Source organism: Cryobacterium sp. PH31-L1, assembly GCF_030063145.1.
GTDB lineage: Bacteria > Actinomycetota > Actinomycetes > Actinomycetales > Microbacteriaceae > Cryobacterium.
Genome location: NZ_JASISM010000004.1, coordinates 245,999 through 270,454 on the forward strand (window position 1 = coordinate 245,999; position 24,456 = coordinate 270,454).

Sequence of the window (24,456 nt, forward strand, 5' to 3'; positions counted from 1 at the left end):
TCAGGCCTGCACTTCGGCGGGCGCGATCGGGGTGGTCGTCACCTGGGCGCGGGTCTCGATCGATTCCACGATGAGTCGCACGGCTTCGGCTACGGGCACACCGTTCTGCTGGGTACCGTCGCGGTACCGAAAGCTGACCGCACCGTTGGCCTGGTCGTCTTCGCCCACGATGAGCTGGTAGGGCACTTTGGCTTTGGTGTGGGTACGGATCTTCTTCTGCATCCGGTCGTCGGAATGGTCGACTTCGGCGCGTACTCCGGCCTTCTTGAGGGTCGCGATGACATCGTCGAGGTACGGACCGTACTGCTCCGACACGGGAATTCCGACGACCTGTACCGGAGCCAGCCACACCGGGAACGCCCCGGCGTAGTGCTCGGTGAGTACGGCGAAGAAGCGCTCGATCGAGCCGAACAGGGCACGGTGGATCATGACCGGGCGCTGGCGGCTGCCGTCGTTCGCCGTGTATTCGAGGTCGAAGCGCTCCGGCAGGTTGAAATCGAGCTGGATGGTCGACATCTGCCAGGTGCGCCCGATCGCATCCTTGGCCTGCACCGAGATCTTGGGGCCGTAGAACGCGGCACCACCCGGGTCGGCAACCAGATCGAGACCCGATGCCTCGGCCACCTCGCGCAGCGTTTCGGTGGCTTCTTCCCACGCCTCGTCGGTGCCGACGAACTTCTTCGGGTCTTTGGTGGAGAGCTCGAGGTAATAGTCTTGCAGACCGTAATCGGCGAGGAGCTGCAGCACGAAGTTGAGGGTGCTGGTGAGCTCTTCTTTCATGCCTTCCTTGGTGGTGTAGATGTGTGCGTCGTCCTGGGTCATGCCGCGCACACGGGTGAGCCCGTTGAGCACGCCGGACTTCTCATAGCGGTAGACCGAACCGAATTCGAACAGTCGCATCGGCAGTTCGCGGTAGCTGCGACCGCTGGACTTGAAGATGAGGTTGTGGAACGGGCAGTTCATCGGCTTCAGGTAGTAGTCGACGCCCTGGCGGGTGACATGGCCGGTGTCATCACGTTCCTCGTCGAGGTGCATCGGGGGGAACATGCCCTCGCGGTACCAGTCGAGGTGTCCGGAGGTTTCGAACAGGGTCGACTTGGTGATGTGCGGCGAGTAGACAAAGTCATAGCCGGCTTCGGTGTGACGCTTGCGGGAGTAGTTCTCCATCTCCTGGCGGATGATGCCGCCCTTGGGGTGGAACACGGCGAGGCCGGAACCGATCTCCTCCGGGAAGCTGAACAGGTCGAGTTCGGCGCCAAGCTTGCGATGATCGCGCTTGGCCGCCTCTTCCTGACGGGTCTGATACGCGCGCAGCTCATCCTTGGTGGGCCAGGCGGTGCCGTAGATGCGCTGCAGCTGCGGGTTCTTCTCCGAACCGCGCCAGTAAGCCGCGGCCAGGCGGGTGAGCGAGTAGCCGTTGCCGATCATGCGGGTGTTCGGCAGGTGGGGGCCGCGGCAGAGGTCCTTCCAGACCGTCTCCCCCGTCTTCGGATCGACGTTGTCGTAGATGGTGAGTTCGGCGCCGCCGACCTCAACCGATTCTTCGTCGGCGGTCGGGCTGTTGTTGGCTGCAGCATCTCCGCCCTCCCCGGGGCCGCCCTCGATGCCGATCAGTTCGAGCTTGTACGGCTCAGCGGCGAGTTCGGCGCGTGCCTCATCGTGGTTGACCACGCGACGCACGAAACGCTGGCCCTGGCGGATGATGCGGTCCATCGCCTTTTCGAGCGATTTGATGTCATCCGGAGTGAACGGGTCGGCAACGTCGAAGTCGTAGTAGAAGCCGTCGGTGACGAACGGGCCGATGCCGAGGCGGGCGGCCGGATTCACGGTCTGCACGGCCTGGGCCAGCACGTGGGTGGCGGAGTGGCGCAGAATGTTGAGGCCGTCGGGAGAGTTTATGCTGACCGGTTCGACAGCATCCGTCGGCAACACGGTGGCCGCCAGATCTTTCAACTCACCGTTGACGCGCATCGCGACAACGGATCGATCGGTGAAAAGCGCAAAGCCGTCAGCCACGTGTATAACTCCCTATTGTTTGCCTACCCGTCAACTTTAGCGGCGTGCGCGGGGTTGTCCGTCGGTCTGCCTCGAGACCGGGCGTGCGTTCATGCACCGGCGCGGTTTGGGTACAAAAAAACCCCGGCGAACCGGGGCTTCTGTGTGAACTACATTCTGTACAAACTACTCTGTGGGCGATACTGGGATCGAACCAGTGACCTCTTCCGTGTCAGGGAAGCGCGCTACCGCTGCGCCAATCGCCCAAGATTCTGGGAACTGCTCATTCTGTTGTACATGCTCATCTTCAGGACGTGCTCAAAGAATGGAGGTGGATACGGGATTCGAACCCGTGTTAACGGCTTTGCAGGCCGCTGCCTCGCCTCTCGGCCAATCCACCATGTGGGTTCACACCATATGGGTTCATACCAAACGAATTGGAACCGGCCAATTGGCCGATTCCAGTTCATTTGAGCGGATGACGAGATTCGAACTCGCGACCCTCACCTTGGCAAGGTGATGCGCTACCACTGCGCCACATCCGCAACTGTCCGCATTTCTGCGTACTCAGAGACTCTAGCTGAATAGCAAGACGGAAACCAAACCGAGCCGTCTACGGCGTGTTGCGCGGTGTGCTGCGGAGGCCTTCGGGCTGACTCGGCTGCCCTGGCATCGGGTCGGGCGAGCGCGGGAGCTGCGCCAAACGCGGGAGTTGCGCCAGTCCGTGGGAGTGCGGTCCTGGCCGCAATACCCGCGTAACTCGAGGTTCGGGAGCCGCGCCAGTGAGCTCGAGCTTCGCCTCCCGCGCTGCGGCGCAACTCCCGCGCGCCCGGAAATTGAGCTCGACCGCGCTCAAAAAGGGCCTTCATCCGCCCATGGCCGCACACGCCACACCGGGTGCGGGGTCGATGTGCGGCGACACTCCACTCTGGGCTAGTATCAAAAGTCGCAAGGCAAATTTTAGTTGCCTTGCGAATGCAATTGGGCGATTGGCGCAGCTGGTAGCGCGCTTCCTTCACACGGAAGAGGTCGTGGGTTCAAGTCCCGCATCGCCCACCACGAAAACCCCCTTTTACGAGGGGGTTTTTTGCATTCCCTACGCCTGCGCGCACGACAGCGGGGAGAGCAGCCTGGGGCAACCTAGTCTGAGAGACATGGACGTGCTTCTCGACATCTGGCAGCGCATGACGACACCGCATGCCGGGCTGGAACCCTTCGCGGCCTGGCTGACCGTCGTGGCGGCCGCCGTGATCGTGCTGTTTCCGCCGGTGTGGCGCCTCGCCCGCCACGCCATAACGATCGTGCACGAGGGCGGCCACGGTGTTGTCGCGGTGCTGAGCGGTCGGCGGCTGGGCGGCATCCGCTTGCATTCGGACACGTCAGGGCTCACGGTGAGTCGCGGGCGCCCGAGCGGACCCGGCATGATCTTCACCCTCCTGGCGGGATACCCGGCGGCTGCGCTGCTCGGCCTCGGTGCGGCCTGGCTGCTCAGCCTAGGCTACGACGTGGGCCTGCTCTGGGTACTCCTGGTGCTGTTGACCCTGCTGCTCGTACAGATTCGCAACTGGTTCGGACTGTGGTCGGTGGCCGCAACCGGCGCCCTGGTTTTCGGGGTCTCCTGGTTTGGCTCCCCCCAGGTGCAGGGGATTTTTGCGCTGCTCGTCACGGTGTTTGTGCTCCTCGGCTCGCTACGCACGTCGCTCGAGCTGCAGCAATCCCGATCCAGGCGGGCGGGCTCCGCATCGGATGCCGACCAGCTCGCGAGACTCACCCACATTCCCGGAATCGTCTGGGTTGCCGTTTTCCTCCTCGTGCAACTGGGCTGCCTCACCCTCAGCGCACGCCTGCTCGGCTTCATCCAAATCTGAGTACCGTACGCAGCCAACCGTGGCAGGGTTGTTTACATGACAAAAATTGCGATCATCGGCGGGCACGGAAAAGTTGCCCTCCACCTGGCCAGCTTGCTGACGGCTGACGGCCACGACGTCAGCTCACTCATACGCAACCCCGAGCACGCCGCCGACGTGAGCGCGACCGGTGCCACGCCGGTCGTAGCGGATGTCGAGAATCTGACCACAGACCAGCTCGCGGCCGCACTGGTCGGGCACGACGCTGTGGTCTGGTCGGCCGGAGCCGGCGGAGGCAGCGCGGACCGCACCTACGCGGTCGACCGGGACGCGGCCATCCGCTCGATCAATGCCGCCGCGCAGGCTGGCATCTACCGGTACGTCATGGTGTCCTATAAGGGGTCACGTGCCGACCACGGCGCCTCCCCCGACGACGGCATGTTCGCCTATTACGAGGCCAAGGCCGCCGCGGACGACTACCTGCGCGCCACGTCGCTGAACTGGACCATTCTCGGCCCGAGCGCGCTGACTCTGGACGCGTCGACCGGCGCCATCACGGTCGGACCCGACTCCTCCGGCACCACGTCACGCGAGAACGTGGCACTCGTCACCGCCGCCGTGCTGGCCAACGACAACACCGTGGGCCGGTTCATCGAATTCACCGACGGGGACGTGCCGATTAATGACGCCATCGCTGGTTAGTAAGGGGTTCAGCGCCGGAGTCAGGCGCCACGACCGAACCAGGTCGTGACGCCGGGCGAATAGAGCACGGAATCCGGCGCACGATCGGCGAGACCGGCGAAACCGGCGGCGGCCAGCAGCGTGTCGTCGAGGCTCACCAGCACGGCAGGATACAACGGCCACGGCTCGTGGTGGTTACGCAGGTGCACGATGCGACCACGGATTCTCGTGAACAGCGCCCAGCGCGCCGTCAGAAAGTCAGCCAGCGGGTCGTCCGCCACGGCGACAGCTCCGGGGCGGGCTACGACCTCGGTGCGAATGGTCGCGGCGCCGTGGCGGGTAGAGGTATACCGGTACTGGCCGGAGTTCACCCGCAGGCGTGTGCGCGACCAGACGTAGGGCAGCGAGAACAGAGCCCGGGCGGCCAATACGGCCGCGAGACGGCTCGCCTCGAGCGACACGAACACGACACCGCGACGTCCCTGCGAATCCACGGCATAAAGCCGCACATTCACTTCGACGAAGGTGCCGAAGTATGGGATAGGCGGGCTGCCGAGGATGGTCGCGCGATCGAGCACGAAGGGAATCAGGCCGACCCAGCTCGAACCGTCGTATTCGTCGGGCACCAGGCCAGCGGGCAGGAGCGGCGCAACCAGCGCGGCATCCACTCGCCAATGCAGGAAAACCAGGTTCGACCAGCGCTGACTCGCCACGGCCCGTCCGGCCAGCGGCGGCGCGATCGCTGAAATGGGGTAGGCCCCGGCGTTCGTCACGTGTTTCCTCTCTCAGAGGTCTCAGGGTACTCGCCGGGCACCCACTTCGCCTGTTGATCGCCCGGGAATGCGGGACCCGAGGCCGCCCCGCTCAGCAATCGCGGAGGAGGCCTGTGTAAACATGAAGAAGACGAAATCGTCGACATAGAACAGATGAGGGAGACGGATGCCGGGCTCGACCGTTCTCGACCTCTTCCTGATTCTGGTCCTCTTTGTTGCCCTCGTTAACGGCTACCGGAGCGGACTGCTGCAGAGCCTCACCGGAATTGTCGGAGCGGTGCTCGGCGGCATCGCCGCTTTCTTCGTGGTTCCGCTCGTCGGCGGCTGGATTCCTGCCCCGGAGTGGCGCACCCCCGGCACCATCGCGGTCGCCGTTCTGCTCGTGCTCATTGGCCACTCCCTCGGTGCATCGGCCGGCGGCATGGTCGGACGCCGAAAGAAGCGATCTCCCTTCGGCACGATCAATCGGGTGCTCGGCGCGGCCTTCGCTGCCGTCGCCTCCGCGCTCGTGGCATCGATGGTGGCGTTCAGCATCGGTGCCCTCGGCATTCCCTTTCTCTCCCCCGCAATCGCCTCATCCACCGTCGTCTCCGGGATTGACTCGCTCACTCCCGACCCGGTGAAATCACTGATGGCCGAGCTGCGCTCGGTAGCCGTGCAGCAGGGGCTGCCGCGCATTGTCGACGCGTTCACCGGACCGACACCGGATGCCGCCGAAGCCGATACCAGCAGCCCGGCGCTGGCCGTGGCCGCGCAGTCGGTCGTGCGCATCACCGGAACGGCCTACGCCTGCGGACAGAGCCAGTCCGGCAGCGGTTTCGTGGTCTCTGACGGCCGAGTCATCACCAACGCGCACGTCGTCGCCGGAGTAGGCCAGCCCGTCGTAGAAACCCCGGCGGGCGAATCGATGGCCGGGGAGATCGTGTATTTCGACCCGGTCGACGACCTCGCCATCATTGCGGTGCCTGGCCTCGGCGCTGTACCACTCACCATCGGTGCTAATCTCGCTGCGGGCAACGGCGCCGTCGCCGACGGGTATCCGTTCGGCGGACCGTATGTCTCCGACCCGGCGCAGGTCATCTCGATCGGCACCATCAGCGTCGCCGACATTTATGGCCAGGATCCGACGCCCCGCCAGGTGTACACCGTGGCATCCGACGTGCAGCAAGGGGAATCTGGCGGGCCGCTGCTGAGCGAATCCGCTCAGGTCGTTGGCGTCATCTTTGCCAAGGCCAGCAACACCGAGAACGTCGGCTATGCCCTCGCGCTCGAAGAGGTTCAGCCGGTCATTAGCCTTGCGCCCGGCCTCGGCGCTCCGGTCTCCTCCGGTACCTGCGTTCGCGGCTGAGCCGCGGCATCCGCTTCGCTGGAACAGCCGCCACGGCATGCACCGATAAGGGGCGGTACAGAGCCGGGGTCACCCCGTTCTCCATACCGCCCCTGTGCCCGAGTCGAGCGGGAGTCAGTCGCTAGACACGCTCGAGGGCGTAGCCCTCTTCGCCGTGCACGCTCGTGTCGATCCCGGCCAGTTCGTCTTCGTTCTTGATGCGGAAGCCGATGGTCTTCTCGATCGCGAAACCGAGAACATAGGCAACGACGAAGGAGTAGGCGAGAACGGCGAAGGCTGCGATGGCCTGCACGAGGAGCTGGCTCAGGTCACCGCCGGTGAACAGCCCGGTACCAATGGCAAAGAAGCCGAGGTAGAGGGTTCCGATGACGCCACCGACGAGGTGGATGCCGACGACGTCGAGCGAGTCGTCGAAGCCGAGCTTGAACTTGAGTTCAACGGCGAGGGCGCAGACGGCACCGGCGACGGCACCGAGCAGCAGTGCCCAGCCGGGCTCGAGGTTGGCGCAGGCCGGCGTGATAGCGACCAGGCCGGCGACTGCACCGGAGGCGGCGCCGACCGAGGTTGCCTTGCCGTCCTTGAACTTCTCGACGAGCATCCAGCCGAGGATGGCCGCTGCCGTGGCACCGAGGGTGTTGACGACGATGATGCCGACGTTTTCGAGGCCGTTGAGCCATTCAGCTCCGGCGTTGAAACCGAACCAGCCGAACCAGAGGATGGAGGCGCCGATGAGCACCAGCGGCACGTTGTGCGGCTTGGTGATGCCCTTCTGAAAGCCGACGCGCTTTCCGAGTACCAGCGCGAGAGCGAGGGCTGCGGCACCGGCGTTGATGTGCACGGCGGTACCACCGGCGTAGTCGATCACAGCGATGTCACCGAGGCCGAGAGTCTCGCCGAGTTTCATAATCCAGCCACCGCCCCAGACCCAGGCTGCGACGGGGAAGTACACGAGGGTCGCCCAGACGCCGGCGAAGATCATCCACGAGCCGAACTTGGCCCGGTCGGCGACGGCACCGCTGATGAGGGCGACGGTGATGATGGCGAAGGTGGCTCCGTAAGTGGCGCCGAGAAGGTCTATACTCCCGGTCTCGCCCATCGCCAGCTTGCCGAGGCCGAAGTCGGAGAACGGGTTACCGGCGAATTCCGTGGGGCCGTTGACGGCGCTCATGTTGAAGCCGTAGAGGATCCACAGGACGCTGATCAGGCCCAGCGCGCCGAAGCTCATCATCATCATGCTGATGACGCTCTTGGCCTTGACCAGTCCGCCGTAGAAGAAGGCGACACCTGGTGTCATAAACAACACGAGTGCGGTGGCTGTGAGCCCCCATGCAATGCTTCCGGTATCCATAGATTGTCCTTACGCGTCGAATGTGCAGGGTGTAGCGCGAGGTGACCCACCTCGGATACGGATCAAGTATCTGAGGTGGGTGTTACAACCAACGTTCCGTCGTGTTTCGTACCGGTTACGAGCTTTGGCGAATTGTTAACGCCAGATTTCCGGGTCAGTCGGTGTGCAGCGGCAGCTCTCCCGTGGTGAGGGCGACCATGCGCGACTGGGAGCGCTGGTATTTCTTGCGGTACCCGCCGGCCATCATCTCGTCGTCGAAGACCTCATTGAGTGGGCGCCCGCTGGCGACGATCGGAATCTCGGCGTCGTAGACCCGGTCGATGAACGCCACCAGCCGCAGGGCGTCTGACTGGTCGGTGAGCAGAAAAACGCCGCGCAGGGCGATGACCTCGACGTCGCGAATGACCTTGACGTACTTCGACGGATGCACGGTGCCGAGGTGACGAATCAGAGAACCAAAGTCGTCTTCGGTGACCTTGGAACCGCGACCGAGCAGGGTGTTGACCAGGTGTTCACGTGCCTCAGGCTCCACCGCCACGGCCTGGCCGGTGACATTGCGGCGACGGTAGTCGAGGCCGTCGATGCGCAGGGTCTCGAAGTTGGCACTCATGGCCGAGATCTCGCGCAGAAAGTCCTGGGCAGCGAATCGGCCCTCGCCGAGCGAATTGGGCGGGGTGTTCGACGTGGCGGCGACGCGGGTGCCGGTGGCAACCAGTTCGCCGAGCAACCGGGTCATCACCATGGTGTCGCCCGGATCGTCGAGCTCGAACTCGTCGATGCAGATGAGCTTCGCGCTGCGCAGTTCCTTGATGGTCTCCTGGTAGCCGAGCGCCCCCACCAAGGCCGTGTACTCAATGAAAGTTCCGAAATATTTCGGGCCGGTCGCGGCGTGCCAGAGCGCGGCGAGCAGGTGCGTCTTGCCGACACCGAACCCACCGTCCAGGTAGATGCCGGGCAGGTCGTCCTTGGCCTGGCGGCGGCGGGAGAAGAACCCGGCGGGACGAGGGTTCACGAACTCCTTTAACTTTTCGACGGCCGCGACCTGCGACGGGTAGTCATGATCGGGCCGGTAGTTCTCGAACGAGGCGTGTTCAAACTGGGGAGGCGGCACCAACTCGGCCACGATTTCCCGGCCCGTGATGCTGGGGGTTCGCTCGGCCAGTTGCGGAACCGTGTGCTGTGCCTTCTGGTGAGCCTCTGGTGCCATGGGAAACGCCCGTTCTCGTTCTGTTGCTGCGAATGCGCTGAATGCCGGCACCGCGTAAGTTTAAGTGGTGGGCCAGCCAAGCCTAATCCGCGGTCAACCCGAATCCGTATGCATCCGGTCCACATGGAGGTTATATGTCTGCCCCGTTCGATCCGACCGAGAAGTTTGCCGCCTACGCCCACCCGTCCAAATTGGTTTCGACCGAATGGCTGGCCGAGCACCACGGTGACGCTGGACTGGTCGTCGTGGAGTCCGACGAAGACGTTTTGCTCTACGAGGTGGGGCACATCCCGGGCTCGGTGAAGATCGACTGGCACACCGACCTCAACGACAAGGTCAACCGTGACTACATCGACGGCGCTGCCTTCTCCGCGCTCATGACCAGCAAGGGCATCGCCCGCGACAGCACGGTCGTCATCTACGGCGACAAGAGCAACTGGTGGGCCGCCTACGCCCTCTGGGTATTCACTCTGTTCGGCCACGACGATGTTCGCCTTCTCGACGGCGGACGCTCCAAGTGGCTCGCCGAAGGCCGCGAGATCACCACGACGGCATCGCCGGTCACCCCAACGGATTACCCTGTGATCGAGCGAAACGATGCCCCGATTCGTGCGTTCAAAGCGGATGTTCTCGCTCATTTCGGCAACCCGCTCATCGATGTGCGCTCCGACGAGGAATACAGCGGCGCCCGCACGACGATGCCCGCCTACCCCGAAGAGGGCGCCCTGCGCGGCGGCCACATTCCGTCCGCCGCCTCGGTCCCGTGGGCCAGGGCCGCGGCCACCGACTCCACGTTTCGTACCCGCGCCGAACTCGACGGCATCTACCTGGGCGAAGCCGGCCTCGCCGAGGGCGACGACGTGATCGCGTATTGCCGGATCGGTGAGCGCTCGAGCCACACCTGGTTCGTGCTGACCCACCTGCTCGGGTTCGACAACGTGCGCAACTACGACGGTTCCTGGACCGAGTGGGGCAACGCCGTGGCGGTGCCGATCGCGGTCGGCAGCGCGCCCGGAACTGCACCGGCGCCGCGCCCGTGAGCATGGACCTGCTGAATGAGATTCGCGAGGACTTTCTCGCGCTCGAGCAGAAGGACCGTTTGCTCCTGCTGCTGGAGTTCGCCAACGAGCTGCCCGAACTTCCGCAGAAGTTTCAGGACCACCCCGATCTGCTCGAACGCGTCGTTGAATGCCAGTCCCCGGTGTTCATCTTTGTCGAAGTGGATGCCGACGGCGCGTTTCACCTGCACGCGACAGCACCGCGGGAGTCGCCGACCACTCGCGGGTTCGCGTCGATCCTGGCCCAGGGCCTGGACGGCCTCAGCGCCGAGGAGGTGCTGGCGGTTCCCGATGACTATCCGCAGTCGATCGGTCTGAGCGAGGCCGTTTCTCCGCTGCGCCTGCGCGGCATGAGCGCGATGCTCGGCCGGGCCAAACGTCAGCTGCGGGATCGCCTCGCCGCCTGAATCTCGGCCTCAGGAGCCCGGGAGCGCGGCCAGCCAGGCCGCGATCGCGGCGTCCCACCGGGCGGGATCGTAGTTCCACAGTTTGGTATGGCGGGCTTCGCTGAACGCCACGAAAGTCACCGTGTCGGGCCGGAGCCCGGCCAGCCGGCGCGATCCGGTGGCCGGCACGAAGCCGTCGTCATCGCTGTGCAGCAGCAGAATGGGTCCATGCAGGTCGCGCGCCCTGGCCACAAAGTCGAGCCGCTTGAAATCAATCGGCTCGGTCTGCCCGGTGAGGTGCCTGGCCCAGCCTGCCCCCAAGATTGCGACCGCGCCGTGGGCGATCAGAACCGGCAGCCGCCGGTCTCTCGCCTGCGCTTTGACCACGTCGGTCCAGTCGATTACGGGAGATTCCAGCACGACACCGCGGATCAAGTGCGGGTGCGCGCTGCGGGTGAGGGTCTGCAGCACCACGGCGCCACCCATCGACCAGCCCATCAACACAATGCTCGTCGCCCCGTGCGCTGCGGCGTAGTCGATTGCAGCGTCCACGTCGGGCCATTCGGTGTCGCCGAGGCCGTACCGTCCGTCAGCGCTCGCCGGGGCGTCGCCGTCGTTGCGATAGGAGACGAGCAACGACGTGTAGCCGGCCGCGCGAAAGACCGGCACCGCCCGCAGTGCCTCCTCGCGGCGCACCGCCCGGCCGTGCACCTGAATCACCCACCGTGTCGACCGCGCTGCAGTATCCGCTGGAAAGATCCAGGCGGGAGCTGGACCCAGGGGTGCGGGGACGGCGACCTCGGTCCACTCGACGTCCAGATCGGCGGGACTCGTGAAGAGCCAGCCGCTGAACCGGCCACGGCGCGCCACCTGGAGGTCACCGTAGTCGACAGCGAGGATGCGCCGGGTGACGGTCGTCGCCGTGCGCGCGGTGACCTCACCGACCCGGGCGTGGCCGGTGCCGCCGTTGAAGAAGAAGCTGTAATCGCCAGGCAGCACGGAATCGCGGTGGCGTTTCAGCGAAATCGTGCCGTTCGCCAAATCGACCGCGACGACCCTGGTGTCATCGGTCCGCGCTGTCGGCGGGGTGACGATGGTCTTGGCCATGACCGCAGAGAGCACGCCGACGGCGCTGGCAAGAACAAGGGCGGAACCCGCGACGACGATACCGGTCACGCCGAGAATCGCACGCGGAACGTGGTGGTTACGCCCGTTTGGCGGCTGTGGGTCGTGCATGTGCACCTCCGACTGGTCGGCGTGCCTCACGGACAACACCCAGAAAAAACTCTAGTCTGCAGACGTGCCCGAAACAGATCAATCGCTTCCCGCGGAGTTTTCCGCGGCATTGACCGCGATTCGTGGCGCCACGAGCCGGGCCGAATTAGTCGTCACGGAAATTGCCGCGCCCGCCCAGCTCGCGCCGTATTCGATCGCGCTCGCCGCGAATATCCGGCCGGTGCGGCACGGCAGCGACTCCGATCTGGGGACCGGCCGCTTCATTCTGCTCTATGACCCGGAGGAGCCCGACGGCTGGAACGGAGCCTTTCGCGTGGTCTGTTTCGCGCAGGCACCGCTCGAGGTGGAGATCGGCCTCGACCCGTTTCTGGCCGAGGTCACCTGGGCCTGGCTCGTCGATGCCCTGGACTCCCGCAAGGCGAAGTACACCGCGGCCTCCGGAACGTCGACTAAAATAATCTCGTCAGGCTTTGGCGAACTCGCCAAACAGGGGGATGGCGCGCAGATTGAGCTGCGCGCGTCGTGGACGCCCCTGGATCACAATCTCACCGCCCACGTCGAGGGCTGGGGCGAGCTGCTCTGTATGCTCGCCGGCCTCCCTCCCGCTGGGGAAGGAGTCAGCATGTTGTCAGCACGCCGAGCAGCCCGTGGCTGAATCGCAATCCAAGCAGAGCACCGTCCAACACCAGGTCGTTGACACCCGTGAGGCCTACCTCACCGCGACAGCCGCCCTGGCCGCCGGTAACGGGCCGGTCGGGGTCGACGCTGAGCGGGCATCCGGCTTCACCTACTCGCAACGCGCGTACCTGATTCAGATCTATCGCCGCGGCGCCGGCACGTTTCTGTTCGACCCGCCGCCGATCGGCGATTTCAGCGAGCTGAACGAAGCGCTGGCCGATGAGGAATGGGTTCTGCACGCCGCGAGCCAGGACCTCGCCTGCCTGCGCGAGGTCGGCCTCGACCCGGCACACATCTTCGACACCGAGCTTGCCGCGCGGCTGCTCGGTATTCCGCGGGTCGGCCTCGGCACCGTGGTGGAAGAGCTGCTCGGAATCCACCTCGCCAAGGAACACTCGGCCGCGAACTGGTCGACCAGACCCCTGCCCGAATCCTGGCTCGTCTACGCCGCCCTCGACGTCGAGCTCCTGCCCGACCTGCGCGATCGCATGGTCGACCTGCTGGTCGAGTCCGACAAGACCGAGATTGCCGCCCAGGAATTCGCCGCGACCCTGGCGAAGGAGGCCAAGGCCGCCCGAGTCGACCCGTGGCGACGGCTGTCGGGTCTGCACTCCCTGCGCAGCCAGCGCAACCTCGCTGTCGCCCGGGAACTCTGGTTGGCCCGCGACGAGTTCGCGCGCGACGTGGACGTCTCCCCCGGCCGTCTCGTGCCCGACGCATCCCTGCTCGCTGCCGCCCGGGTCCTTCCGGCGACCCGGCAGGCGCTCTCCGACCTGCGCGAATTCAACGGTCGGGCGAGCCGCAACGAGCTCGACCGGTGGTGGGCTGCGATCCAGCGCGGCCGCGCCACCGCGGACCTGCCAGCGCTCAAGGCGAGCAACGACACCCTGCCACCGCCTCGGGCGTGGGCCGACCGCAATCCGGAAGCCGACGTGCGCTACAAGGCGGCGCGTGCTGCGCTCCAGGCCCTCTCCGACGAGGTCGCGATTCCCCTGGAGAATCTACTCACGCCCGACTTTCTGCGTCGGGTGGCTTGGACGCCACCAGCGCCGCTGGATGCGGCATCCGTTGCACAAGCGTTGACCAATTTGGGAGCACGGCACTGGCAAGTTGACGTGACCGCACAATTAATAGCGGATGCTTTTGTAGAAGTTCCACAAACGGCCGACCCGGCCTCGGATCTGCAGTCGTAGAAACCGCCAAACGATTCGGGCGGCCATTTCTGCCACCCTAGGATCGGGGAAGACCCTGCAGATGCGCTGCGCCAAGCAGTCGTACCTGTGTGAATCACCTACGGGAGGCATTGTGGCCGAGAGAGCTGAAGTCGTTTTTGTGGACGGAGTTCGAACCCCGTTCGGACGCGCCGGTGAAAAAGGCATGTACTGGAACACCCGAGCCGATGACCTCGTGGTCAAGGCGATTATCGGGCTGATGGAACGTAACGCCGGCGTCCCGCCGGAACGCATCGACGACGTCGCGATCGCGGCCACGACCCAGACCGGCGACCAGGGACTGACCCTGGGACGCACGGCCGCCCTGTTGGCCGGCCTGCCGAAATCGGTTCCCGGTTTCGCCATCGACCGCATGTGCGCCGGGGCGATGACCGCCGTCACCATGATGGGGTCGTCGATCGGCTTCGGCGCCTACGACCTCGCCATCGCCGGCGGCGTCGAGCACATGGGGCGCCACCCGATGGGTTTCGGGGCCGACCCGAACCCGCGATTCCTCTCCGAGCGGCTGGTCAGCGAAGACGCCCTCAATATGGGCGCGACCGCCGAACGCATCCACGACCGGTTCCCCTCGTACACCAAGGAACGCTCTGACCGGTTCGCGCTCCGCAGCCAGCAGAAGGTCGCCGCAGCCTACGAGGCCGGAAACATTCAGCCCGACCTGATTCCCGTTGCCACGCGCAGCGAGTCCGGCTGGGGTCTCGCGACCCGGGACGAGGCACCACGCCCGGAGACCACGCTCGAGGGCCTCGCCGGCCTGCGCACACCGTTCCGGTCGCACGGCCGGGTCACGGCCGGCAACGCGTCCGGCCTTAACGACGGCGCATCCGCTTGCCTGCTGGCGAGCGGCACCACGGCCATGGAACTCGGCCTCGGCGTAAAAATGACGATGACGAGCTTCGCCTTCGCCGGCGTTGAACCGGAGGTGATGGGCCTCGGTCCGGTGCCCTCCACCGAGAAGGCGCTGCGCAAGGCCGGCCTGTCGATCACGGACATCGGCCTGTTCGAGCTCAACGAAGCCTTCGCCGTGCAGGTCATCTCATTCCTCGACCACTTCGGTATCGACGACGAAGACCCCCGCGTCAACGAATACGGCGGGGCGATCGCGCTGGGGCATCCGCTCGCCTCCTCGGGCGTTCGCCTGATGAACCAGCTCGCCCACCAGTTCGAGTCGCACCCCGAGGTGCGCTACGGCCTCACCGCCATGTGCGTCGGCCTCGGCCAGGGCGGCTCCGTAATTTGGGAAAACCCGCACTTCAACAAGAAGGCAGCCAAGCGATGACCGACTACAGTTCCCTCGATTTCTCCTCACTCGTCGCGATCTCGGCCGACGAGGTCGTCACGCATTCCTTCGTGCGCGACGTGCCGCTCTCGGGCGGCCGCACCCTGGCCCTGGTCACCCTCGACAACGGGCGCGACCACACCCGGCCGAACACGCTCGGCCCGGTCACCCTGCTCGAATTCGCCGCCACCATGGACGAGCTGACAGCCCGTGCCGGGCGCGGGGAGATCCACGGTGTCGCCGTCACCGGCAAGCCCTTCATCCTCGCCGCCGGCGCCGACCTCAGCAAGGTCGCCGAGATTCCGTCGCTCGAAGCCGGCCAGCTGCTCAGCCAGCTCGGCCACCACGCCCTGGGCAAGCTCGACACTCTCGGCGTGCCCTCGTTCGTGTTCATCAACGGGCTCGCGCTCGGCGGCGGCCTCGAAATCGGCCTGAACGCCGGCTACCGCACCGTCGACGCGGCCGTGCCCGCTATCGCACTGCCCGAGGTGTTTCTCGGCCTGATCCCAGGCTGGGGCGGCTCCTACCTGCTGCCCAACCTGATCGGCATCGAGAACGCCCTCAAGGTCATCATCGAGAACCCGCTCAAGAACAATCGCACCCTCACCGGAGCGGATGCCCTCGCGCTGGGTATCGCGGATGTCATGTTCACGTCGGCGCGGTTCCTTGAAGACTCCATCGATTGGGCCGACGGCGTCATCGCCGGCACGACCAAGGCGGCCCGGCCCAATGTGCCCGGCAAGATCGAGCGCCTGGTCAAGTGGGACGTCGCGGTCGGCATCGCCCGCAAGATGCTGGTGAACCGTATCGGCGAGGTTGCGAAGTCGCCGTATGTGGCGCTCGACCTGCTGCAGGCGGCCAAGGGTGGCACCCGCGCCGAGGGCTTCGAACGCGAGGACGTGGCCCTGGCCGGTCTCATCGCCGGCGACCAGCTGCAGGCGAGCATCTACGCCTTCAACCTCGTGCAGAAGCGTGCTAAGCGCCCCGCGGGAGCGCCGGACAAGAAGCTCGCCCGCCCAATCACCAAGGTCGGCGTGATCGGCGCGGGCCTTATGGCCAGCCAGTTCGCCCTGCTCTTCGTGCGTCGCCTGCGGGTTCCGGTGGTCATCACCGACCTCGACCAGGCCCGCGTCGACAAGGGAGTGGCCTACATCCATGGCGAGATCGCTGCCCTCGAGACCAAGAGCCGCATCTCAGCGGATGAAGCCAACCGGCTTCGCGCCCTCGTCACCGGCACGACCGATAAGTCGCTGTTCTCGGATGCCGACTGGGTGATCGAGGCCGTTTTCGAGGAACTCGGCGTCAAGCAGTCGGTCTTCGCCGAGATCGAGAAGTTCATCTCGCCCGAGGCCATTCTGGCCACGAACACCTCGTCGCTGTCGGTCGAGCAGATCGGGTCGAAGCTGACCCACCCCGAGCGACTGGTCGGTTTCCACTTCTTCAACCCGGTGGCGGTCATGCCGCTCATCGAGGTGGTAAACACCCCGCAGACCGACCAGGTCACCCTCGCGACCGCGATGGTGATCGCCGGCAAGCTGCGCAAGAACGCGGTGATCACCAGGGACACTCCCGGCTTCGTCGTGAACCGTGTGCTGGCCAAGCTGCTCGGTGAAGCCATGCACGCCGTCGACACCGGAACCCCGTTCGAGGTCGTTGAAGCCGCTGTCGCGCCGTTCGGGCTGCCGATGACCCCGTTCGAGCTGCTCGAGCTCGTCGGCCTCACCGTGGGCGCTCACGTGCTCGACACGCACCATGCCGCGTTCCCGGACCGGTTCTTCGAGAGCGACAACCTGCACAAGCTCGCCGATCACGGCAAGATCCTCGAGCGCGATGGCAAGGGGCGCCGCACCGGTTTCGACAAGGGCGCACTGAAGATCGTCGCCGGCGGCAGCACACCGATGACGGCTGAGCAAATTCTGCAGCGGGTCGAAGACGGCCTCGTCGACGAGACCAAGCGGATGCTGGACGACGACGTGGTGCACGCGGCCGAGGACATCGACCTGTGCATGATCCTCGGTGCCGGCTGGCCGTTCCAGATGGGCGGGATCACCCCGTACCTCGACCGGGTCGGCGCGAGCGAGCGGGTCTTCGGCGGAACGTTTCACACCCCGCCGATCCGCGGGATCGGCGCTGCGGTACCGGCGGCAACCGCTCAGCACTAGCGAGAACCGGGCCCGGTCTGCCGACCGGGCCCACCTTACGAAAGCGGGCCCATGATTGATCATGGGCCCGCTTTCCGGGCCCGGGCCCGGGCCCGGTAGTAAATGCTGCTAGTCGCGACGGGTTACCTTGATGGCACCGGTGTCGGTGTGGTCGGCCGGCAGCGGCCTGGCGTTCGGAATCTTGCTTCCGAGCACCATGGCAACGACATCGCGAGCGATGCGTTGCGGGGTGAGGCCGACCCGCTCGAGAATTTCGGCACGGGTACCGTGATTGAGGAACTGGTCGGGCAGGCCGAGTTCGGTCACCGCCGTGTCGACGCCGGCCTCGCGCAGATCCTGACGAATTCGCGTGCCGATCCCGCCGACTCGAATGCCATCTTCGATCGTGACGACGATGCGGTGAGCGGCGGCGAGGGTGATGATGCTCCGCGGCACGGGAACGACCCAGCGTGGGTCGACGACGGTGGCACCGATCCCCTGCGCTGCCAGCCGGTCGGCCACGTCGAGCCCCATCGCTGCCATCGGACCGACCGTCACGATGAGGACATCCTGTTGGGTGGCTTCCTGAAGCACGTCAACGCCGTCGTCCAGACGGCGAATGGCATCGAATTCGCGGCCGACCGTACCCTTGGGGTTGCGCACCACCGTCGGTCCGTCGTCGACCGCGACGGCCTCGGCCAGTTCCTCACGCAAACGAATGGAGTCGCGCGGCGCAGCCAGACGAATATTGGGAACGACCTGCAAAATGGCGAGATCCCACATGCCGTGGTGGCTGGGACCGTCCGGTCCGGTGACGCCGGAGCGGTCGAGCACGAAGGTGACGCCGGCTTTGTGCAGGGCCACGTCCATCAGCACCTGGTCGAAAGCCCGGTTGATGAACGTTGCGTACAGCGCCACGACGGGGTGCAGGCCACCGAAGGCGAGCCCGGCGGCACTGGTGACCGCGTGCTGCTCGGCAATTCCGACGTCGTGCACGCGGGACGGAAAACGCTCGGCCATCTTGTGCAGCCCGGTGGGCCGCAGCATGGCGGCGGTGATCGCGACGATTCGATCGTTCTCGATGGCCAGTCGCAGCAACTCATCGGCGAAGACCGAGGTATACGATTCTGCGCCGGGTTCTTCGACCGATTCCCCAGTCTCCGGGTCGATCTGTCCGACGGCATGGAACTGGTCGGCATCGTCCCGCACCGCGGGATCGTACCCCTTGCCCTTTTGGGTGATGGCGTGCACGATGACCGGCGCGCCGTAGCCCTTGGCTTGGGCCAGGGCCTCTTCCATCGCGTGCACGTCGTGGCCGTCGATGGGGCCGATGTATTTGATTTCGAGGTTCGAGTACAGGGCCTCATTGTTGGTGACGCGGGCGAGGAACCCGTGCATGCCGCCGCGAACGCCACGCCAGACGGCGCGTCCGGGCGCACCGAGGCGATCGAACACGTCCTTGCTGGTGAGGTAGGCATCCCGGTAGCTGGCACGAGTGCGGATGGTGTTGAGGAATCGGGCCATACCGCCGATAGTCGGAGCGTAGGAGCGCCCATTGTCGTTGACGACGATGATGAGCTTGCGGGTGTTGTCATCACTGATGTTGTTGAGCGCTTCCCAGGTCATTCCCCCGGTCAGTGCTCCATCGCCGACGACGGCCACGACGTGGCGGTCGTTCTGGCCGGTGATCTCGAAGGCCCGGGAGATGCCATCGGCCCAGGACAGCGAGCTGGAGGCGTGCGAACTCTCGACGATGTCGTGCACGGACTCGGACCGCTGCGGGTAGCCGGCCAGACCACCCAGCTGCCGCAGCTTGCTGAAGTCCTGCCGCCCGGTGAGAAGCTTGTGCACGTAGGACTGGTGCCCCGTGTCGAAGACGATGGCATCGGTCGGCGAGTGAAAGACCCGGTGGATGGCGATGGTCATTTCCACCACACCGAGGTTCGGCCCGAGGTGCCCACCGGTCTTGGAGATCTCCCGCACCAAAAAGGCGCGAATCTCCGCGGCCAGCTGCGGCAATTGCTCTTTCGAGAGACCATCGAGGTCCCGGGGACCGTGAATCGTCTCCAGAAGAGTCATTCGTCGTCCTTTCACGTCGTATGTTGCCACGACTGCTCATCAAACCAAACCAGCGCGCAGACTCGAATGAATCGAGTCTACGCGCCGGTGTCGTACTGGTGGAGCGCCCGCCAGCGGCGCGCGTGCCGGTCTAGACGAGCGAGCGCAGAACGTACTGCAAGATGCCGCCGTTGCGGTAGTACTCGGCTTCGCCCGGGGTGTCGATGCGCACGATGGCATCGAACTCGACCGGTGCCTTGCCGGCGGCCGAGAATTCGCTCGGGGCGCAGGTGACATGCACGGTCTTCGGGGTCTTGCCGTTGTTCAGCTCGGTGATACCGGCGACCGAGACGATCTCGGTTCCGTCGAGTCCGAGCGAGTCGGCGCTCTGGCCCGCCGGGAACTGCAGGGGCACAACGCCCATCCCGATGAGGTTCGAGCGGTGGATGCGCTCGAAACTCTCCACGATGACGGCCTTGACACCGAGAAGGCTCGTGCCCTTGGCTGCCCAGTCGCGGCTGGAGCCCGAACCGTACTCCTTGCCACCGAAGATGACGAGGGGGGTTCCGGCGGCCTGGTAGTTCTGGCTGGCATCGTAGATGTCGGCCTTCGGACCTCCGGCGACGCTGAAGTCGCGGGTGAAACCACCCTCGACGTTGTCCAGGAGCTGGTTGCGCAGACGGATGTTCGCGAATGTTCCGCGAATCATGACCTCGTGGTTGCCGCGACGCGAGCCGTACGAGTTGTAGTCGCCACGCGCGATGCCGTGCTCGGCCAGGTAGCGGCCGGCGGGGCCGTCTGCCTTGATCGAACCGGCGGGGCTGATGTGGTCGGTGGTGACGGAGTCGCCGAGCTTAGCGAGTACGCGGGCACCATCGATGTCGACGACCGGGCTGGTTTCGAGGCTCATGCCGTCGAAGTACGGGGGCTTCCGCACGTACGTTGACTCGGCATCCCAGGCGAAGGTGTCGCCGACGGGAGTTTCGAGCGACTGCCAGCGCTCGTCGCCGTCGAAGACGCCGGCGTACTGGGTCTCGAACATGTTCGAGTCGATCGACTCGTCGATGGTCTTCTGAACCTCGTCAGCGTCGGGCCAGATGTCCTTGAGGAACACGTCGTTGCCCTCGGTATCGGTGCCGAGCGAGTCGGTGTCGAAGTCGAAGTTCATCGTGCCGGCGAGGGCGTAAGCGATGACGAGCGGCGGGCTGGCCAGGTAGTTCATCTTCACGTCGGGGTTGATGCGACCCTCGAAGTTGCGGTTACCGGAGAGCACTGCGGTGACGGCGAGGTCGTTCTCCTGCACTGCAGTGGAGATTTCGTCTTCGAGTGGGCCCGAGTTGCCGATGCAGGTGGTGCAGCCGTAGCCGACCAGGTAGAAGCCGAGGTCTTCGAGGTAACCGTTCAGGCCGGCCTTCGCGTAGTACTCGGTGACGACCTTGGAACCGGGAGCGAGCGTGGTCTTGACCCACGGCTTGCTCTTGAGGCCCTTGAGGCTCGCGTTGCGGGCCAGCAGACCGGCTGCGAGCATGACGGACGGGTTCGACGTGTTGGTGCAGGACGTGATCGCCGCGATCGCGACGGAACCATTGTCGATCGTGAACTCACGGCCGTCGGCGAGGGTGACGTCGGTGGGCTGCGGGTGCGACTGGGTGGGGTGGCTGGTGTCACGGGCCAGGCCGCTCTCGAACGCGTGGTTGTGCGCGGTCTCTTCGTCCTGGGAGGTGAGGCCGATCGGGTCGGAGGCCGGGAAAGTACCCTCTATTGCCGCGTCCACGAGGGAGACGGGTGCGTTGGCGTAGTTGTCCAGGTCGCGTTCGAACTGGGTCTTGGCCTGGGAAAGGATGATGCGGTCCTGCGGGCGCTTCGGGCCGGCGATCGACGGGACGACCGTGGAGAGGTCGAGCTCGAGATACTCGCTGAAGATCGGCTCCTGGTCGGGGTTGTGCCAGAGGCCCTGCAGCTTCGAGTAGGCCTCGACCAGCGCGACCTGCTCGTCGCTGCGGCCGGTGAGGCGCAGATAGCCGAGCGTGACATCGTCGATCGGGAACATGGCGGCCGTCGAGCCGAACTCGGGGCTCATGTTGCCGATGGTGGCGCGGTTGGCGAGCGGCACGGCTGCGACGCCTGCTCCGTAGAATTCGACGAACTTGCCCACGACGCCGTGCCCCCGGAGCATCTGCGTGATGGTGAGCACGACATCCGTTGCGGTGACGCCGGCCGGGATGATGCCGGAGAGTTTGAAGCCGACAACCTTGGGGATGAGCATGGAGACGGACTGGCCGAGCATCGCTGCTTCGGCTTCGATTCCGCCGACGCCCCAGCCGAGCACGCCGAGGCCGTTGACCATGGTGGTGTGCGAGTCGGTGCCGACGCAGGTGTCGGGGTAGGCCTGAAGCACACCGTTGACCTCACGCGTCATGGTGACGCGGGCGAGGTATTCGATGTTGACCTGGTGCACGATGCCGGTTCCCGGCGGGACGACCTTGAAGTCGTCGAACGCGGTCTGGCCCCAGCGGAGGAACTGGTAGCGCTCACCGTTGCGCTCGTACTCGATCTCGACGTTGCGCTCGAACGAGTCGGTCGTGCCGAACAGGTCGGCAACGACGGAGTGGTCGATGACCATTTCGGTCGGGGCCAGCGGGTTGATCTTCTTGGCGTCGCCGCCGAGCTCGACGAGGGCTTCACGCATGGTGGCGAGGTCGACGATGCAGGGAACGCCGGTGAAGTCCTGCATGACGACGCGAGCCGGCGTGTACTGGATCTCGGTGTCGGGTTCCGCGGTCGGTACCCACGCGCCCAGGGCACGAATGTGCTCGGCGGTGATGTTGGCGCCGTCTTCGGTGCGAAGGAGGTTCTCCAGCAGCACCTTCAGGCTGTACGGCAGCTTCTCGTAACCGTCGACCGCGTCCAGGCGAAAGACTTCATAGTCCGTCGAACCGACGCGCAGGGTGTCTTTGGCTCCGAAGCTATTAACCGCGGTATTCGTTGAATCCGACACAATGCCCTCTCCGTTGTGGGAGCCGACGGGATACCGGCGGCAATCCTCAATTCTTGTGGCAGGCACAGCCTCGTGCCAGCAAGGCAAGCCTAACCAGCGGATGCCGGGGGCTGCCTTTTTCCATCGAGTTGCGCTGGTGAATTCTCACCGAACAACTATCTTGACGTCGAGATAACTCTAGCAGGGCGAGGAGGTCTCCCCCGTCGTCATTCAGACCGCGTCAGCGGCATCCGTTTTGCGATAAACCGATCGCACCATGAGCCAGGAGACGACGAGTAGCGGCGCGTAAAGCGGGATGCCCATGAGCAGCTTCATCGAGGCGAGCAGTTCGACGTTGTCGGCCAGGTAGAGCGGCAGCTGCACCGCCAGACGGCCGAGAAATAGGCCGGTCCAGCACAGGGTCAAAATGGTCAGGACCCGACGCTTGCTCGCGTTGAGGCGCCAGGCGACGCCGTCTCCCATTAGAAACCCGACGGCCACGCCGATGAGGGGCCAGCGCACCAGTACCGAAATGAGCAGGGCGGCACCGTATCCGGCGTTGGTCCACAGGCCAACCAGAAAGAAGTCGGACGGCTTGCCCGAAAACAGGGCCAGCGCAACGCTTATGGCGGTTCCGACCAGGCCGCCGAGAGCCGGGGTCGTGGTCTGCTTGGTGATCGCGCGCAGGACCACAAAGACCACACCGATCACAAGGGGGGCAATCAGCGACGGCAACAACGTGCCGATCGGATCGCTCGTCACATCGGTGGACGGGTCGATGGTGAGCGAATAGGTGACCAGAAAAACCAGGCCGGGCAGCACTGCTTCGACCAGGCCGCGGATGCCGCCCATCGCCTTCATCAGTGCTTGGCCGCTGATCGGCTCTCCCTCCGTCGCCGCACCGAACCCGGCGCGGCGGGCCGCTCCGGCCATCGACTCGGCGAACAATGCGGAGGTGGACGGCGGTACGGCGGCCTCCGGCGAGCCTGGTTCAGCAGGCACGACTGGCAGCTCCGGCTGATCGGGCTGGTCTTTGGCGGTGTCACTCATGGCGTGGCAAGACGCCGGTCAGACTGCGGCGGTTTCAGTCGCGCCGGCCGGGGTAGAGGGCATGCGCAGCGGAATGAGGTCGCGCGGCGGCATCGGGGTCGAACCGCGCACGACAACGATACTGCGGAACAGGTCTTCGACCTGCAACGCGGCATCGGGATCGATGGCGCCCTCACCGGCGATAACGCCGCGCAGGAACCAGCGCGGGCCGTCGACGCCGATGAAGCGGGCAAGGCGCGTGACGCCACCGGCTTCCTGGCCGGCCGCGACCGGGATTTCGGCGACGAGCTCCGGGCCGAACGGTCCTTCTCGCGGAGTGGTGGTGCCGCCCTGCTTGCCGATCTGGTCGGCGATCTGGTCGCGGATCTCGTGCCACAGGCCGCTCGAGCGCGGTGCGGCAAACGGTTGAACCTGCAGGGTGGAACCGGCGAAGTCGAGTCCGATGGCCACGACCCGCTTGCTGCCCTCTTCAATTTCGAGGCGCAGGTGCAGTCCTTCGCGAGGCAGAATCTTAATCCCGCCGAGGTCGACGTACGGACGTACCGGGTTGGCCTCCGACTCGTCGAGCGGGCCCTCGGTATCGCGGTCTTCAGGTGCCGATTTCGGCATGGATTCGGGGATCTCCCCCGAGTTCGTGAGGTCACTCACCGGTTATCTCCTGTCTGCGGGGCGGCTGCGCCCGGCATTGGTGCATTTTCTTGAGTGCGCGGCAGAACGCCGGTCGAGCCGAAACCGCCCTCACCGCGCTGGCTGCCAGGCAGCTTGTCGACGGCGATGAACGTGGCGCGGGCGACCGGCATGACGATGAGCTGGGCGATGCGATCGCCGACTGCGATGGTGAACGATTCGTTCAGGTCGGTGTTCAACAGGGCCACCTTGATTTCGCCGCGGTAGCCGGCATCCACTGTTCCGGGAGCGTTGACGATGGTGATGCCGTGTTTGACGGCCAGACCGCTGCGGGGAACGACGAACGCCGCAAAACCATCGGGAAGGGCGATCGACACGCCGGTCGCGACAAGTGCACGGGTTCCAGGGGCGAGCTCGAGAGCCTCCGCCGCGTGCAGGTCTGCCCCGGCATCACCGGGGTGTGCGTAGTTCGGGAGGATGGATGCCTGGATCAGGACTTCGACGCTTTCTGCCACGTGTCGAGGGTAGTGCAGTT

General features: G+C 65.4%; 19 protein-coding genes and 4 tRNA genes. 10 read left to right on the forward strand and 13 right to left on the reverse strand.

Annotated elements, in window-relative coordinates:
- From thrS to QMF22_RS10160, 4 genes are all read right to left on the reverse strand, one after another.
- Nucleotides 1-1,971, reverse strand: coding sequence for a threonine--tRNA ligase (gene thrS / locus QMF22_RS10145; RefSeq protein WP_283453435.1), 1,971 nt, complete (start codon nt 1,969-1,971; stop codon nt 1-3).
- 218 nt (nt 1,972-2,189) lie between these two features.
- Nucleotides 2,190-2,261: transfer RNA gene (locus QMF22_RS10150), tRNA-Val, on the reverse strand.
- A gap of 60 nt (nt 2,262-2,321) precedes the next feature.
- A tRNA-Cys gene (locus tag QMF22_RS10155) sits at nt 2,322-2,395 on the reverse strand.
- 73 nt (nt 2,396-2,468) lie between these two features.
- Nucleotides 2,469-2,540: transfer RNA gene (locus QMF22_RS10160), tRNA-Gly, on the reverse strand.
- Between the two features lie 438 nt (nt 2,541-2,978).
- Here QMF22_RS10160 and QMF22_RS10165 point away from each other — a divergent pair.
- The 3 genes from QMF22_RS10165 (at nt 2,979) to QMF22_RS10175 (ending at nt 4,544) form a co-directional block, all read left to right on the forward strand.
- A tRNA-Val gene (locus tag QMF22_RS10165) sits at nt 2,979-3,054 on the forward strand.
- A gap of 95 nt (nt 3,055-3,149) precedes the next feature.
- Nucleotides 3,150-3,863 carry a M50 family metallopeptidase gene (locus QMF22_RS10170; protein ID WP_283453133.1) on the forward strand — a complete coding sequence of 238 codons (714 nt, stop codon included), beginning with the start codon at nt 3,150-3,152 and terminating at the stop codon, nt 3,861-3,863.
- Nucleotides 3,864-3,899: 36 nt separating this feature from the next.
- The gene (locus QMF22_RS10175) at nt 3,900-4,544 is read left to right on the forward strand and encodes an SDR family oxidoreductase (RefSeq protein ID WP_283453135.1); all 645 of its coding nucleotides are present in this window, start codon (nt 3,900-3,902) and stop codon (nt 4,542-4,544) included.
- 20 nt (nt 4,545-4,564) lie between these two features.
- Here the strand turns inward: QMF22_RS10175 and QMF22_RS10180 are convergent, their stop codons facing one another.
- The gene (locus tag QMF22_RS10180) at nt 4,565-5,296 is read right to left on the reverse strand and encodes a YqjF family protein (protein ID WP_283453138.1); all 732 of its coding nucleotides are present in this window, start codon (nt 5,294-5,296) and stop codon (nt 4,565-4,567) included.
- A 166-nt stretch (nt 5,297-5,462) separates the two neighbouring features.
- On the opposite strand from QMF22_RS10180, the gene QMF22_RS10185 reads away from it, so the two are divergent.
- Nucleotides 5,463-6,644: a MarP family serine protease gene (locus QMF22_RS10185; RefSeq protein ID WP_283453140.1), complete on the forward strand. Its 1,182-nt coding sequence runs from the start codon at nt 5,463-5,465 to the stop codon at nt 6,642-6,644.
- A gap of 121 nt (nt 6,645-6,765) precedes the next feature.
- Here the strand turns inward: QMF22_RS10185 and QMF22_RS10190 are convergent, their stop codons facing one another.
- Together QMF22_RS10190 and zapE are read right to left on the reverse strand one after the other, a co-directional pair.
- Nucleotides 6,766-7,992: an ammonium transporter gene (locus QMF22_RS10190; protein ID WP_283453142.1), complete on the reverse strand. Its 1,227-nt coding sequence runs from the start codon at nt 7,990-7,992 to the stop codon at nt 6,766-6,768.
- Between the two features lie 154 nt (nt 7,993-8,146).
- Nucleotides 8,147-9,199, reverse strand: coding sequence for a cell division protein ZapE (gene zapE, locus QMF22_RS10195; RefSeq protein ID WP_283453143.1), 1,053 nt, complete (start codon nt 9,197-9,199; stop codon nt 8,147-8,149).
- Between the two features lie 134 nt (nt 9,200-9,333).
- Here zapE and QMF22_RS10200 point away from each other — a divergent pair, with 134 nt between their 5' ends.
- Complete coding sequence (locus tag QMF22_RS10200; RefSeq protein ID WP_283453145.1) at nt 9,334-10,239, forward strand: sulfurtransferase; 906 nt, start codon at nt 9,334-9,336, stop codon at nt 10,237-10,239.
- A 2-nt stretch (nt 10,240-10,241) separates the two neighbouring features.
- Nucleotides 10,242-10,664 carry a SufE family protein gene (locus tag QMF22_RS10205; protein ID WP_283453437.1) on the forward strand — a complete coding sequence of 141 codons (423 nt, stop codon included), beginning with the start codon at nt 10,242-10,244 and terminating at the stop codon, nt 10,662-10,664.
- Between the two features lie 9 nt (nt 10,665-10,673).
- Here the strand turns inward: QMF22_RS10205 and QMF22_RS10210 are convergent, their stop codons facing one another.
- Complete coding sequence (locus QMF22_RS10210) at nt 10,674-11,879, reverse strand: alpha/beta hydrolase family protein (protein WP_283453147.1); 1,206 nt, start codon at nt 11,877-11,879, stop codon at nt 10,674-10,676.
- Between the two features lie 64 nt (nt 11,880-11,943).
- On the opposite strand from QMF22_RS10210, the gene QMF22_RS10215 reads away from it, so the two are divergent.
- From QMF22_RS10215 to QMF22_RS10230, 4 genes are all read left to right on the forward strand, one after another.
- On the forward strand, nt 11,944-12,534 hold the full coding sequence (locus QMF22_RS10215; RefSeq protein ID WP_283453149.1) for a DUF3000 domain-containing protein: 591 nt from the start codon (nt 11,944-11,946) through the stop codon (nt 12,532-12,534).
- The gene (locus QMF22_RS10220) at nt 12,527-13,750 is read left to right on the forward strand and encodes an HRDC domain-containing protein (protein WP_283453151.1); all 1,224 of its coding nucleotides are present in this window, start codon (nt 12,527-12,529) and stop codon (nt 13,748-13,750) included. Before QMF22_RS10215 ends, QMF22_RS10220 begins: the two co-directional genes overlap by 8 nt.
- A gap of 112 nt (nt 13,751-13,862) precedes the next feature.
- Entirely contained in the window at nt 13,863-15,068 is a 1,206-nt protein-coding gene (locus QMF22_RS10225) for a thiolase family protein (protein WP_283453153.1), read from the forward strand.
- A complete protein-coding gene (locus tag QMF22_RS10230) occupies nt 15,065-17,230 on the forward strand; it encodes a 3-hydroxyacyl-CoA dehydrogenase NAD-binding domain-containing protein (RefSeq protein WP_283453156.1) in 2,166 nt (721 codons plus the stop codon). Before QMF22_RS10225 ends, QMF22_RS10230 begins: the two co-directional genes overlap by 4 nt.
- Nucleotides 17,231-17,338: 108 nt before the next feature.
- Here the strand turns inward: QMF22_RS10230 and dxs are convergent, their stop codons facing one another.
- From dxs to dut, 5 genes are all read right to left on the reverse strand, one after another.
- On the reverse strand, nt 17,339-19,288 hold the full coding sequence (gene dxs / locus QMF22_RS10235; RefSeq protein ID WP_283453158.1) for a 1-deoxy-D-xylulose-5-phosphate synthase: 1,950 nt from the start codon (nt 19,286-19,288) through the stop codon (nt 17,339-17,341).
- A 130-nt stretch (nt 19,289-19,418) separates the two neighbouring features.
- Nucleotides 19,419-22,265, reverse strand: coding sequence for an aconitate hydratase (locus tag QMF22_RS10240; RefSeq protein WP_283453160.1), 2,847 nt, complete (start codon nt 22,263-22,265; stop codon nt 19,419-19,421).
- 210 nt (nt 22,266-22,475) lie between these two features.
- A complete protein-coding gene (locus QMF22_RS10245; RefSeq protein WP_283453162.1) occupies nt 22,476-23,294 on the reverse strand; it encodes a DUF3159 domain-containing protein in 819 nt (272 codons plus the stop codon).
- Between the two features lie 18 nt (nt 23,295-23,312).
- Nucleotides 23,313-23,903, reverse strand: a complete 591-nt coding sequence (locus tag QMF22_RS10250; protein WP_283453439.1) for a DUF3710 domain-containing protein — start codon at nt 23,901-23,903, stop codon at nt 23,313-23,315.
- A gap of 35 nt (nt 23,904-23,938) precedes the next feature.
- Nucleotides 23,939-24,436, reverse strand: a complete 498-nt coding sequence (gene dut, locus QMF22_RS10255; RefSeq protein ID WP_283453164.1) for a dUTP diphosphatase — start codon at nt 24,434-24,436, stop codon at nt 23,939-23,941.
- Between the last annotated feature and the right edge of the window lie 20 nt (nt 24,437-24,456).

Bases quoted from the DNA above. Each gene is read 5' to 3' on its own strand.
- thrS (WP_283453435.1), bottom strand. From the start codon at position 1,971: ATGCGCGTCAACGGTGAGTTGAAAGATCTGGCGGCCACCGTGTTGCCG.
- QMF22_RS10170 (WP_283453133.1), top strand. From the start codon at position 3,150: ATGGACGTGCTTCTCGACATCTGGCAGCGCATGACGACACCGCATGCC.
- QMF22_RS10175 (WP_283453135.1), top strand. From the start codon at position 3,900: ATGACAAAAATTGCGATCATCGGCGGGCACGGAAAAGTTGCCCTCCAC.
- QMF22_RS10185 (WP_283453140.1), top strand. From the start codon at position 5,463: ATGCCGGGCTCGACCGTTCTCGACCTCTTCCTGATTCTGGTCCTCTTT.
- QMF22_RS10190 (WP_283453142.1), bottom strand. From the start codon at position 7,992: ATGGATACCGGAAGCATTGCATGGGGGCTCACAGCCACCGCACTCGTG.
- zapE (WP_283453143.1), bottom strand. From the start codon at position 9,199: ATGGCACCAGAGGCTCACCAGAAGGCACAGCACACGGTTCCGCAACTG.
- QMF22_RS10200 (WP_283453145.1), top strand. From the start codon at position 9,334: ATGTCTGCCCCGTTCGATCCGACCGAGAAGTTTGCCGCCTACGCCCAC.
- QMF22_RS10205 (WP_283453437.1), top strand. From the start codon at position 10,242: ATGGACCTGCTGAATGAGATTCGCGAGGACTTTCTCGCGCTCGAGCAG.
- QMF22_RS10210 (WP_283453147.1), bottom strand. From the start codon at position 11,879: ATGCACGACCCACAGCCGCCAAACGGGCGTAACCACCACGTTCCGCGT.
- QMF22_RS10230 (WP_283453156.1), top strand. From the start codon at position 15,065: ATGACCGACTACAGTTCCCTCGATTTCTCCTCACTCGTCGCGATCTCG.
- dxs (WP_283453158.1), bottom strand. From the start codon at position 19,288: ATGACTCTTCTGGAGACGATTCACGGTCCCCGGGACCTCGATGGTCTC.
- QMF22_RS10245 (WP_283453162.1), bottom strand. From the start codon at position 23,294: ATGAGTGACACCGCCAAAGACCAGCCCGATCAGCCGGAGCTGCCAGTC.
- QMF22_RS10250 (WP_283453439.1), bottom strand. From the start codon at position 23,903: ATGCCGAAATCGGCACCTGAAGACCGCGATACCGAGGGCCCGCTCGAC.